13 protein-coding genes and 2 pseudogenes are annotated in these 12321 nt (G+C 68.2%); 13 read left to right on the forward strand and 2 right to left on the reverse strand.

The window, feature by feature from the left end; genetic code table 11:
• Positions 1-77 precede the first annotated feature (77 nt).
• The 13 genes and pseudogenes from OG718_RS53165 to OG718_RS53225 all read left to right on the forward strand — a co-directional run bounded on the left by OG718_RS53165 (position 78) and on the right by OG718_RS53225 (position 11666).
• Positions 78-1298 (forward strand): dolichyl-phosphate beta-glucosyltransferase, encoded by a 1221-nt coding sequence (locus tag OG718_RS53165; RefSeq protein ID WP_328842806.1) that lies wholly within the window; start codon positions 78-80, stop codon positions 1296-1298.
• Positions 1295-2560, forward strand: a complete 1266-nt coding sequence (locus OG718_RS53170; RefSeq protein ID WP_328842805.1) for a hypothetical protein — start codon at positions 1295-1297, stop codon at positions 2558-2560. Before OG718_RS53165 ends, OG718_RS53170 begins: the two co-directional genes overlap by 4 nt.
• A 127-nt stretch (positions 2561-2687) precedes the next feature.
• A pseudogene (locus OG718_RS53175) lies at positions 2688-3000 on the forward strand (Tn3 family transposase); the annotation flags it as partial.
• A 320-nt stretch (positions 3001-3320) separates the two neighbouring features.
• On the forward strand, positions 3321-3464 hold the full coding sequence (locus OG718_RS53180; RefSeq protein WP_328842803.1) for a hypothetical protein: 144 nt from the start codon (positions 3321-3323) through the stop codon (positions 3462-3464).
• Positions 3465-3574: 110 nt separating this feature from the next.
• On the forward strand, positions 3575-4690 hold the full coding sequence (locus OG718_RS53185) for a tyrosine-type recombinase/integrase (protein ID WP_328842802.1): 1116 nt from the start codon (positions 3575-3577) through the stop codon (positions 4688-4690).
• A complete protein-coding gene (locus OG718_RS53190; protein ID WP_328842801.1) occupies positions 4687-5013 on the forward strand; it encodes a helix-turn-helix domain-containing protein in 327 nt (108 codons plus the stop codon). Before OG718_RS53185 ends, OG718_RS53190 begins: the two co-directional genes overlap by 4 nt.
• A complete protein-coding gene (locus tag OG718_RS53195) occupies positions 5010-7334 on the forward strand; it encodes an XRE family transcriptional regulator (protein WP_328842800.1) in 2325 nt (774 codons plus the stop codon). The genes OG718_RS53190 and OG718_RS53195 overlap by 4 nt, the downstream gene beginning before the upstream one ends.
• A 1-nt stretch (position 7335) precedes the next feature.
• Positions 7336-7764: pseudogene (locus OG718_RS53200) on the forward strand (Tn3 family transposase); the annotation flags it as partial.
• 326 nt (positions 7765-8090) lie between these two features.
• Entirely contained in the window at positions 8091-9170 is a 1080-nt protein-coding gene (locus OG718_RS53205) for a tyrosine-type recombinase/integrase (protein WP_328842799.1), read from the forward strand.
• Positions 9167-9493, forward strand: a complete 327-nt coding sequence (locus OG718_RS53210) for a helix-turn-helix domain-containing protein (protein ID WP_266757512.1) — start codon at positions 9167-9169, stop codon at positions 9491-9493. Before OG718_RS53205 ends, OG718_RS53210 begins: the two co-directional genes overlap by 4 nt.
• 239 nt (positions 9494-9732) lie before the next feature.
• Entirely contained in the window at positions 9733-10716 is a 984-nt protein-coding gene (locus OG718_RS53215; protein WP_328842798.1) for a hypothetical protein, read from the forward strand.
• Positions 10713-11069, forward strand: a complete 357-nt coding sequence (locus tag OG718_RS53220; RefSeq protein ID WP_328842797.1) for a hypothetical protein — start codon at positions 10713-10715, stop codon at positions 11067-11069. Before OG718_RS53215 ends, OG718_RS53220 begins: the two co-directional genes overlap by 4 nt.
• Before the next feature lie 42 nt (positions 11070-11111).
• On the forward strand, positions 11112-11666 hold the full coding sequence (locus OG718_RS53225; protein WP_328842796.1) for a hypothetical protein: 555 nt from the start codon (positions 11112-11114) through the stop codon (positions 11664-11666).
• Positions 11667-11770: 104 nt separating this feature from the next.
• Here the strand turns inward: OG718_RS53225 and OG718_RS53230 are convergent, their stop codons facing one another.
• On the reverse strand, positions 11771-11902 hold the full coding sequence (locus OG718_RS53230) for a hypothetical protein (protein WP_328842795.1): 132 nt from the start codon (positions 11900-11902) through the stop codon (positions 11771-11773).
• Positions 11902-12111: a hypothetical protein gene (locus OG718_RS53235; RefSeq protein ID WP_328842794.1), complete on the reverse strand. Its 210-nt coding sequence runs from the start codon at positions 12109-12111 to the stop codon at positions 11902-11904. The genes OG718_RS53230 and OG718_RS53235 overlap by 1 nt, the downstream gene beginning before the upstream one ends.
• Positions 12112-12321: the final 210 nt, after the last annotated feature.

A 12321-nucleotide genomic window follows, 5' to 3' on the forward strand; every position in this document is an offset into this window, starting at 1 on the left:
GATCGCAGGGCGTGCCCTGGGTGACTTCGGCATGCCCGACGAAAAAAGACAGACATGGACAGAACGTGATGAATGCTATGGATCAACTGCCGCTGCGCCCGCCCGTGTCGGTGCATCACCGGGAGCCCGTCCTCGACGTGGTCGTCCCGGTGTTCAACGAGGAGGCGAGCCTGGAACGCAGCGTGCGGCGCCTCCACGCACACCTGCGCGAGACCTTCCCGTACCCGTTCCGCATCACCGTCGCCGACAACGCCAGCACCGACAAGACCCCGCGGATCGCGGCCCGGCTGGCCGCCGAACTGCCGGAAGCGGAGTGGCTGCGGCTGGCCGACAAGGGACGAGGCGGGGCGCTGCACGCGGCGTGGTCAAGGTCACGGGCCCCGGTGCTCGCGTATGTGGACGTGGACCTGTCGACCGATCTGACGGCGCTGCTGCCGCTGGTCGCCCCGCTGATCTCCGGCCACTCCGACATTGCCATCGGCACCCGCCTCGCCCGGGGCTCGAAAGTGGTGCGCGGCCCTCGCAGAGAGATCATCTCCCGCTGCTACAACGTCCTGCTGCGCTCCACCCTCGCCGTCGGATTCTCCGACGCGCAGTGCGGCTTCAAAGCGGTGCGCCGTGACGTCGCCGAGCGACTGCTGCCCCTCGTGAAGGACACGGGGTGGTTCTTCGACACCGAACTGCTGGTGATAGCCGAGCGGGCCGGGCTGCGCATCCATGAGGTGCCGGTCGACTGGGTGGATGACCCCGACAGCCGGGTCGACATCCTCGCCACCGCCCTGGCCGACCTGCGCGGCATCGCCCGGATCGGCCGGGACCTGGCCCGCGGCACACTGCCCACAACCGCGCTGCGCCGAAGCGCCGCCGACCCCGCACCCACCGGCCTGGCCGGGCAACTGCTGCGCTTTGGCGCCGTGGGAGCCGTGAGCACCGTCGGATACGTGCTGCTGTACGCGGCGCTGCGCCCACCTGCGGGACCACAGGCCGCCAACGCGCTGGCCCTGCTGGCCTGCGCGCTCGCCAACACCGCGGCCAACCGCCGGCTCACCTTCGGGCTGCGCGGCCGTACCGGTGCACTGCACCACCAGGCCAAGGGCCTGGTGGTCTTCGCGGTCGGCCTCGCACTCACCAGCGGGTCCCTGGCCGTACTGCACCACCTGGCACACCGACCGGCGCGCCCCACGGAGATCGCAGTGCTCGTCGCCGCCAACCTGGCCGCGACGCTCCTGCGCTTCCTACTCTTGAGGGCCTGGGTCTTCCCCGCCCGTCGGCGTGGAACGGGAGCCACGGCCGCATGAGCGACACGACCTCCTGGACGGCCCGCCTCGCCGTCCATCCCGACCCCTCTGTCCCCGAACGCGGCGACGATCTGCGCACCCGTCTGCTCCGTACGGCCAGGCACTACGGTCCCGTGCTGGCCCTGTACGGCGTTCTGAAGCTCATCGGCTTCGCCGTCTTCATGTACCTGCTGGACTCCGCAGGGGACTTCCGGCGGAAGAACCCGCGTTTCGGCGGCGGCGCCCACGCCTGGGACGTGCTGGCGAGCTGGGACGGCTGGTGGTACCAGCAGATCGCGGCACACGGGTACGACCCCGCCCTCGTCCGTATTCCCAACGCCAAGGGGCTGATCACCCTCGAAGGCAACTCGGCGGCGTTCTTCCCGCTCTACCCGGCGACCATGCGACTGGTCTCCGAAACCACAGGCCTGAGTCTGTACGGCTCCGGCATGCTGGTCTCGGTCCTCGCCTCGTTCATCGCCGCCCTCGGCATCTACGCCGTCACCGCCCATTTCGGCGGCAGACGGGCCGGCCTGGCCGCAGCCGGCCTGTGGGCCGTCTGGCCCGGCTCGGGCATGGAGTGGTCGGCCTACTCGGAGTCCCTCTACGTCGCCCTCGCCGTCTGGGCCTGCCACGCCGTGATGAGAGGACACTGGCTCACCGCCGGCGTCCTCACCTTCACCGCCGGCCTCAACCGGCCCACCGCCGTCGCACTGATCGCCGCCCTCACCGTCGCCGCGCTGCTGACACTCCACCGCCGCCGGGAAGACCTCGCCCGCCTGTGGACCGCGATACTGATCGCGCCGCTCGGGCTCGCCGGCTACCTGCTCTGGGTCGGCAACCGGATGGGCGACCTCGGCGGTTACTTCAAACTCCAGGAAGGCGCCTGGGCCCACACCTTCGACTACGGCAAACACACCCTCAACGTCCTCACCGGCGTCGCCGTGGGCCACTTCGACTATCTCTCCGCCTACCCCTTCGCGGACACCATCGGTGTACTGGTCGTACTGCTGGGCCTGCTCCTGATCCCCCTGCTGATCCGCCTGCGCCCGCCGACCGTCCTGACCGTCTACACGCTCCTCACCTTCACCCTCGTCCTGGGCAGCCAGCAGATATTCGCCAACGTCTCCCGCTACCTCCTCCCCGCCTTCCCCCTCTTCATTCCCCTCGCCATCCCCCTGAGCCGCCTCCGCCCGCCGATGCTGTGCACACTGCTCGCCATCACGGCGGCCGCATCGGGCTCATACGCGGGATACGTACTCTTCGAACACGGAATTCCATAGAGGCCGTTGTCTCCCGTTGTTTGATCCCGGGACACGCGCGTCATTCTGGTTGTCGCCTCCTCGCGCCACGAGGCGGTGTTCTCGCCTGAAGCGGCGGGCCACGAGGTCAGTCATGGCCAGGTGGATCATGGCCTCGCTGCTGGTCGCGCACGGCTGCAATGTCGGCTACACGCCGGTCATCGGTCGGCGGGATCGACGAGCTGAAGTACGGCAGGTTGTCCCACGTCGACCAGACGTATCTGCGGCTGGCCACCTACCGGGCCGCGAACGCCACCCTCATCGAGCACCAGGCGTCCATCGGCCTCGCGCAGGTGTGGGGCGGCGGGCTGGTCGCCTCCGTGGACGGCATGCGGTTCGTCGTCCCCGTCCCCTCGGTCTACGCCCGCCCCAACCCGAAGTACTTCGGGCGCCGGGGCGGTGCGACGTGGCTGGACATGATCTACCGGGCGGAATTGCGTCGAATGCAACACCCGACGTAACCGCACCTAGAAGCCGTGATCTGTGAAAGGGAGGGGCGTCAGCCCTTGGCTGACGCCCCTCCCTCCGACGGTTGGTGCACCACGACCAGCCCCGCATGGTGCCCGAGAGGCACCAATAGAACGTTCTGGTGGTGAAAGCCTCCGGAATGACGAAAGCCCAGCCTTGTAGGAGGCCGGGCGATCGTTGCAGACAGGAACGTTGTGTCCTGCGCGGTGTGAGAACCTGCATGACATCACGTCCTGGATGCGATTTCAAATGCAACCAGGAAGGAGTGATCATCGTGGCTAAGAACCCGAAGCAGACAGGCAAGAAGGCGGCTTCCAACGCCAGCAAGGTGCTGGCTGACCCGAAGTCGACCAAGGCCGAGAAGTCGGCGGCGGCCAGCGCGCTGGCCCAGACGCCGTCGACCAAGAAGAAGAAGTGATTCTGGCCGCCCCGGGCCTACACCTGGGGCGGCCAGCCCATTTCCCCTGGTCGGAGGCTCTGGCGTAACCGATTCAACGATGTTGCGTTAGATGCATCGTGAGTCGAGGGGTGGATCTGCCAGGGGCCGCGCACTTGGTGCTGGCCGACGGGGTTGTGCATCTGGAACCGGAGCCGGCCGTCTTCGAGGCGATGCTGGACGGCTGGGCCCGGCAGCAGAGGACCCGTTTCCTGGACGAAGACGGGACGATCAAGCCGCGGCTGTCAGTGGTGCGGAGGTTCGCCGAGTTCACCAACCAGTACCCCTGGCAGTGGGAGTCCGCCGAGGTTGAGGCGTTCATCGACCACCTGAGGTCGCGGCGGAAGAAGTTTGCTGTCTCCACCGGCCGGAACTACCAGAACGCCCTGCGGATGTTCTGCGAGTACGTCACTGATTCACGCTACGGATGGCCGCTGCGCTGCCTGGACCGGTTCGGTCAGGCACCCGCACAAATCCTGCATGAGTGGAACACGATTACCCACAGCAGTGAGTACGAGGGCGATGCCAGCCGACGCCCACTGACCTACGACGAGGTCCAGGCCCTGTTCGATGCGGCCGATGCACGGGTCGACGAGATCCGGGCCCGGCGCCGCAAGGGATCCCTCGCCGCCCTTCGGGACGCCATCCTCCTCAAGACCGTCTACGCCTACGGACTGCGCCGCCAGGAAGCTTGCGGTCTCGACCTGGCAGACCTGCGGCGGAACCCGAAGATGTCGCAGTACGGCCGGTTCGGCGGCCTGTTCGTCCGTTATGGGAAGGCGTCCAAGGGCGGCCCGCCCAAACGACGCACCGTCTTGACCGTCCCCGAACTGGACTGGATCGCCGACCTCCTCGACCAGTACTTGGACGAGGTCCGCCCGGCCTTCACCCCGGGAAAACACCCCGCGCTCTGGATCACCGAACGCCGCGGCCGGATGTCCGCCCGCCGCCTGGACGAAGCCTTCGAGACCGCCCGCAAGGCGGCGGACCTGCCCGAAGAACTTGACTTGCACGGACTCCGGCACAGCTACGTCACGCACCTCGTCGAGTTCGGCTACCCCGAGCGGTTCGTCCAAGACCAGGTCGGCCATGCCTACGCCAGCACCACCGCGATCTACACCGGCGTCTCGGACGACTACCGCAACCGGCTGCTCCAGCGGATGTTGAAGGAACGGCACGCCGAGCTCTGGGAGGACGACGAGACGTGATCAAGAAGATGGGCTACCAGTGGCACCTGCGGCAGATCATGGCCACCCGGCAAATGTTCCAGACCACTGACCTGGTCGGCCCGCTCGCAGAGCGAGGCGTCGCCCTGTCCCGGGAGCAGGTATTCCGCCTGGTCACCCAGACCCCGCAACGGCTTTCGATGGACACCCTCGCGGCGCTCTGCGACATCCTTGGCTGCCAGCCCGGTGACCTCATCGAAGTCCGCGTCGTCAACGAGGAGATCCGCAAGACCGCAGACGAAGCACCTCTCCGGCCGCTGCCGGCCGCCCGCCGGACCACGATCCGCCGCCCCGAGGGACTATGACCAAGGCTCGCGACCGGTGGCGAGCCGAACAGCGACAGGCCGCCCTGGATCGCGTGATCACCGCGCTCACCGCCTCGCTGCCCGACCTGGACCGGGCACAGGCAGGCCAGGCCGTCGCCGAGGCACACGCCGCAAAGGGCATCCCGCTCCGCGACCTCGACCAGCACCTCGCCGACCACCCCAAGGCCCTGACCTCCGGCGAAGCCCACTGCCCGCCTGTCGTCGTCCGCCTCGCCAAGGTATTGCACACTGCGGGACACACAACCGTGGTCCGACCGGCCTGCACCGACTGCGGAAGATCCAACCTGGAGCTCCCCCGGCTCGGCCCCAACGGGCGCCTCTGCATCAACTGCTCGGCCCGCAGCAGCAAGGGCACCTGCGACCGGTGCGGTCGAACCGACACCCGGCTCGCCGCCCGCAGGGCTGAGGGCCTCATCTGCTACTCCTGCTATCGCGTCGACGCGGACGTCATCGAGGAATGCGCCGCCTGCGGCCAACTCCGCATGCCGGTCACCCGTCGGCCGGACAACTCCCCGCTCTGCGTCTCCTGCTGGGAAGCTCCCCAACACACCTGCGTGAGCTGCGGCACCGTTGGACCAGCCAAGTCGAAATGCTCGGGCGGGCCGCTCTGCGCGTCCTGCCACCACCGCCAGCAGAAGCCGGTCCGGGAATGCGGCCGCTGCGGACAAGTCCGACCCATCGCTCGTCGGGCCACTCGCTCACGGCCGGACATCTGCGAGGACTGCCACAGTGGGCCGGCCATGACCTGCTCCGTCTGTGTGAGAGTCCGCCCCTGCCACCGCGGGACGGACGGCGCCTGGACCTGCCGGAGCTGCCGCCCGGGGGCCACCCGGGAGTGCTGCCGCTGCGGACGGACTCGCCGAGTCCACACCCGTTGGCCGATCGGCCCGGTCTGCTCGACCTGCTACACCGTCGTGCTCGACGCGCCCGCGACCTGCACCGGCTGCGGCCGCCACCAGCCGCTGATCGGCGTCGCTGAGGACGGCACCGGCATCTGCGGAGCCTGCTCGGGCACCGCCTTCGACTACACCTGCCGCACCTGCGGGCTCGGCGGCAGAACCTACGCCGACGCCCAATGCGCCCGCTGTGTGCTCACCGACCGCCTTCAGCAACTGCTGGCAGGCCCCGCCGGGAACATCCCAGCACCTCTACAGTCGCTGCGAGACACGCTCGCCCTGGCCGAGCGTCCCCGCGGCATCCTGCACTGGCTCAAGCACAGCCCGAACGCCGCCCTCTTCGCCACCCTGGCCGCCTCCGGAGAACCGATCACCCACCAACGGCTCGATCAGCTCCCTCTCAGCCGACACCTGCACTACGTCCGCCACACCCTCGTGCACCTCGGCGCCCTCCCAGAGCGAGACGAGGAACTCGACCGCATCCCCGCCTGGCTGGACACGGTCCTCGCCGACCGCCCCGCCGGCCACATCCAGCTGGTCCGCCCCTACGCGCACTGGCACCTGCTGCGACGAGCTCGACGACGCGCCGCCCAGCGCCGCCGCCCGGCGGAGCCGGGCTCCTTCCTCCGAACCCGGGTCCTAGTGGCCCTGGAGTTCCTCGCCTGGCTAGACGAGCATGGCCTTGACCTGGGCGGACTTCGGCATGACCACCTCGACCGCTGGCTGGACGCAGGCAACACACGCACCTACGCGATCCGATACTTCCTGTCCTGGACCGCTGGCCGCGGCCTCACCGGCAAACTCACGGTCCCTTCCATTCCGCGTCAGCAGCCCAGTCGGCTGATGGACGAAGACGGTCGCTGGCAGCTGCTGAAACGGTGCTTGACCGACTCCACGATGGCTCTGGATACGCGGGCCGCAGGCGCACTGATCCTTCTGTTCGGCCTGCACGCGTCCCACGTCCGGCACCTCACCGCGACCCAGCTCACCAGCCGCGACGGCAATAGCTACCTCACCGTCGACCGGCACCCGGTTCTGCTGCCGCCCCGACTCGCCAGAATTCTCCACCAGCTGGCGGAAGCACCCCACACCCGGGCCGCGCTCACCCGCACCACCCGGGGCGAGCCATGGCTCTTCCCCGGCCTCGTCCCCGGCCGCCCCACCTCTCAGACCGGCCTCAGTTCGAAACTCCTCGCGCACGGCATCGACACCAGGCCGGCCCGAAGCGCGGCCCTGGTCGCGCTCTTCGGTGACCTGCCCGCACCAGTCCTCGCGAGCATCCTCGGCCTCCACCCCAACACCGCAGTCCGCTGGGCAGGGTTCGCCAAGACCTCCTGGGCCAGCTACCTCGCCGCCCGCGCTGCGGACCTTCAGATGGAGAGGAATACGGCACCGCAGGAATAAGTGGCCTGCGCCAGTAAACGACCAGGCGGCGGGACTGGGCGGGAAGGTGGTGGCCGGCACCCCGCGCGACCCCCTGTACGTGCTGGACGTCCTCTACGACCGGGACGGCGGCAAGCACCCGGAGACGATCGTCACGGACACCGCCTCGTACAGCGACATCGTCGTCGGACTCCTCACCCTGGCCGGGTTCGCGTACGCGCCGCAGCTCGCCGACCTGCCGGACCAGAAGATGTGGCGCATCGACCGCACCGCCGACTACGGGGCCTTCACCGACGCCGGCCGTGGTCGGGTCGACCTCGCCCGCATCGAGCGGCAGTGGGAGCACATCCTGCGGATCATCGGCTCCATCCACACCGGCGCCGTCCGCGCGTACGACGTGATCCGGATGCTGTCGAGGGACGGGCGGCTGACCCCGCTGGGGGACGCGATAGGGGTGCCGCCCGCAGCTCGGTCTCGCGTTACTCAATGTGAGACCGAGCTCTCGGCGCCAAGGAATACGCGACACCGCAACATGCGAGCCCACCAGTCCACACCCGCATCCGATGCGAGATTCTCGCGTCGGATGCGACGAGCGGAGAGTGATGTGTGCGACATCCCGTGAGTTCCCCTGAGCCTCGATGAGTCCCTGGCAACGTGGCCAGGGGGCTCTTCCTCCTTCGGGTGCTCTGTGGCCTTGTGACGCAACTTCGGGATTCTTGAAGCGTTCTCACCTCGTCCGACTGATCCGCAGTCGGGCCGAAGGCGAGGAGGCTCGGGTTGGCGGCGCTGGCAGTCGTACGGGACCTGCGTGAGCACTGTGCCCCTGCGTCGGCGGAGGAGCTGGAGCGGTTCGAGACGGACGTGCTGTCCGGGTTCGTCCTCGCGCGGGCCTCGGCTGGCCTGGCGGACGGCACGATCCGTGGGGACGTCGGGCATCTGGACCAGATCAGGTTTTGGTTCGGCCGGCCCCTGTGGGACATGGAGCCCGCTGACGCTGACGCGTACTTCGGGAAGGTGCTGCGGAACTCGCCGAGCGGTACCCGGCTGGCCCGGTCGCAGGCGCTGACGACGTACTTCGTGTTCCTGGAGCTGCGGCACAAGGTAGAGCTCCACCGGATGACCGGCCGGGTCGTTGAGTGCCCGATCGACGAGATGAACCGGCCGCGTGGGGTCAAGGACGCCCAGCTGCGGATCCCGCCGAGCGAGCCGGAGGTCGGGACGCTGTTCACGGGCTGGGGCGGCGAGCTGGCGACGTGCCGCAAGTTCGCCCCTACGGCCAGGAACTACACCGCCTCGAAGCTGATGTCCCAGGTCGGCCTGCGGGTGAGCGAGGCATGCAAGCTCGACCTGGCCGACATCAAGTGGGACCTGGGCCGCTTCGGCAAGCTCCACGTTCGCCACGGCAAGGGGACCCGTGGATCGGGGCCACGTGAGCGGATGGTGCCGCTGATCAACGGCGCTGATCGGACGCTTCGATGGTTCATCGAGGACGTCTGGGGCCAGTTCGACGACGATCACACACGCCCTGGTGCCCCGCTGTTTCCCTCCGAGCGTAAGAGCACCGATGGCTTCTCCCGCCGGGTTGGCGACGACGCCCTGCGAAGCGGGCTCAAGGACGCGGCCAAAGCGCACCTGCCGGGGTGGGGCGAGACGCTGACTCCGCACGTCCTTCGGCACTTCTGCGCGTCCCAACTCTACGGGAACGGGCTTGACTTGCTCGCAATCCAGGAGGTTTTGGGGCACTCCTGGATTGCCACGACCATGCGATACATCCACGTCCAGCAGACCCGGGTTGAAGATGCCTGGGTCGCCGGGACGGAACGGGCCGCGAAGCGGCTGGAAGGACTGGTCCGATGAGGTGGAACCTACGGCTGACCGCCGCGAACAAGGGCGTCTGGAAAGCCTCCGAGCTCCAGCGGAGCCTTGCAGAGCACGGCCTGGTGATCTCGGCCGGGAAGATGTCCGGACTGTGGTCCGGCCAGCCCGTCTCACTCAAGCTGGAGGACCTGGACGTCATCTGCGTCGCCCTCGGCTGCGAGATCAGCGATCTGCTGATCCCCGAGCCGGAGAAAGTCCGGCGCCTCGGCGAGGAGACCGGCCTGCAGGCCGCCGTTGCGGCTGGCCCGGCCCCGGTGGTGGTTCCGCGTCGCCGTGACGGCCGGTCTCTGCCGCCGATGTGATGGCCTACGTTCTGCCGGCGGGCAAGTGCAAACCGCCAGCCAGTTGCCCGACCTGCTTCGGCTGGGGCGTGCTGCCCGGCCGCGCCTGCGGCGCATGCGAGAGTTTCCGCCGCAACGAGGAGCCTGCCGAGTGCAGGGGCTGTCGGCGAACAGTGCGGTTGAAGAAGGGCTACTGCCGTCTGTGCTGGCATCAGGCGAGTCAGGACGCCAGGGGGCAAGTCACCGTCTTGGAGCCCTACTTGGAGAAGGTGCAGCATCATCAACTGTTTTTCATCAACCTCCATCGTCCGCGTCAGCCCGGCCCTCCCAGAGGTAAGCAGGGACGACGTCGGGGTCGCCCGCGCCACCCCGACCCGGCCCCCGCCCACCAGCCGGTCTCCGGCTGGCTCCAGCCGCCGCTGTTCGAGGCCCGCCGAGATTTCACCCGGTTCAATCGCCAGGAACATGCCCGGCTCGACAACCCCTGGCTGGCCTGGGCCCGGCATACCGCACATCGTCTCGGCGAAGCGCATGGCTGGCCTCGCGGTGTCCGCCTCGACGTTGGCCGAGCCCTGGTCATCGTGCTGTCCGGCCATGTCAGCGGCGAAGTCGTGCGGCACTCCGAGATCTTCCCGGCCCTGCGATCCCGCGGGCTCAGCGTCCAACGCACAGTGGAAGTACTCGCCGACATCGGCGTCTTCCAAGACGACCGGACGCCGTCGTTCGAACAGTGGCTGGAGCGCAAGCTCGAAGGCATCGCCTCCGGAATCCGCCGCGACGTGGAGCATTGGGCCCGCCTCCTGCACGACGGTGGCCCCAGGTCCCAGCCTCGCGACGAGGCCACGGTCTGGGGCTACCTCAACCGGATCCGTCCCGTCCTGCTGGAGTGGTCTGTCCGCTACGGCCATCTGCGCGAGGTGACGCGCGACGACGTCCTCACCCAGCTCGATGCTCTCCACGGCAGCCAGCGACGGCACAGGCTCATCGTGCTGCGTTCGCTGTTCGGCGAGCGAAGAAGAGCGGCACCATCTTCAAGAATCCGACCAGCCGCATCCGCGTTGGCCAGCACGAGTACGGCATCCTCCAACCCTTGGAGCCCGAGCACGTCAACAACTCCGTTGCCGCGGTCGCCAAGCCGGCGGACCGGCTGGTCCTCGCGCTCGCCGCGGTGCACGCCGCGCGATCCGGTGCGATCCGGCGCCTTCAACTCGACGACCTCGACATCGGCAATCGCAAGCTCGTGATCGACGGCCGGGTGCGGCCTCTGGACGCGCTGACACTGCACGTCGCCCGCGAGTGGCTGGACCACCGACGCTGCCGCTGGCCCGACACCGCTAACCCGCACCTGCTGATCAACAAGTTCACCGCCTTGGGCACCGGTCCGGTCAGCGCGGTCTCCCTGACCACACCGCTTCGCGGCCAGGCCGCCACTCTGGAACAGCTCCGCGTCGACCGGCAGCTCGAAGAAGCCCTCTCCCATGGCCCCGCCCCCCTCCACCTCGCCGAGGTCTTCGGACTCGATGCGAAGACCGCGATTCGCTACACGGACTCCGCGCGGGCGCTGTTGGAACAGGCCGCTGAACAGCAGCTTCGATGAAACCTGCTCGACCGGACGCACGATGAAGGCAATCATGAGCGAGTGACCTCGACCGAAGCAGCTGCAACCGCTCTACAGGACCATGCCGTCCTCTGGAGCATGGGCGAGATCCGCGCAACCGACGTCGTCACCGCTGCCTGTGATGCACTCGTTGCCGGCCTCGACAGTCCTGCCCTACGGATCCTGGCCGCGTGCACACGCGCGGAGGCGGACTACGACGTCCCCGACCTCCTTCCCCCGGCACTCGACGAACTGGGCCTCACCTTCCACCCAGCGGGCAGCGTTGCCGGACAGGAAGCCGCCGCGCGAGCACTTGCCGCCCGGATGCTGGCCGGCGAACTGACACCACGCGAGCTGGCCTTCCGGATCCACCAGCGCTTCGGGCAGCTCTGGCCGAGCGACTCGCCAACCTGGACGACGACTACGACGTCCTCGAGTACGGCTACAGAACACTGGCACAGGTCGATGCAGAGGTCACGGCCGAAGCTCTTCGCCTTGCACAGCACCCTCGCGTTCCAACCGAACCCACGGATCTACCGACCTGAAGCAGATCGGTGGACCTGCGGGTTCAGGCTGAAGGACCTTCGATTTCCTTGAACCCACGGGGATCAAGGGGTATGCCCCAGATACGCCAGAAACCCGCCACGGGGTGATCTTGCCCGTGAGGGCGGTGACGTGGCGGGTCTGACGGCGCCGCCGGGTTACCCCTGCGTCTTGATCCCGATCGCCGGGTTCAGGTCGTCCAGCTTGACCTTCAGGCCGGCCGGGGCATGCAGGAGTGCCGCCGCGATGAATGCTCCGTTCGTGACGTACGTGCGGGTCGCTTCCTCCATCACATGCTTGAGGCCGTACGAGGAGTTCTTCCCCGGCGCCTTAGCCATGTCTGCTCGGCGATCCAGGCGTAGGCGGCCTGAACCTCGTCGAGACGGACAGGCGTCATCGAACGGGTGTCCGAGGGCAAGTTGCTGGAGCCGTACCCGTTCTCGTTCAGCTGCGGGTGGATGGCGGTGAGGGTGTCGATATCGGCCTGTGTGACGGTCATGTCGGCTCTCCATTTGGTTAGTTGGGCTCGGGACATTCTGTCCCCAACTGCGGGGCGGCGTTGCTGGGATTGGGCTGCCGGCCTCTGCGTCCTGGCGATCGTCCGCGACCGCGCGGCGGCACCTGGAGTCGATATGCCCCGGCGACCACACATGGTGACACCGCTATCGCGCACCATCAGGAATACGCGACACCTCAACATGCGCGCCTA

Source organism: Streptomyces sp. NBC_00258 (assembly GCF_036182465.1).
In the GTDB taxonomy this organism is placed as follows: Bacteria; Actinomycetota; Actinomycetes; order Streptomycetales; family Streptomycetaceae; genus Streptomyces.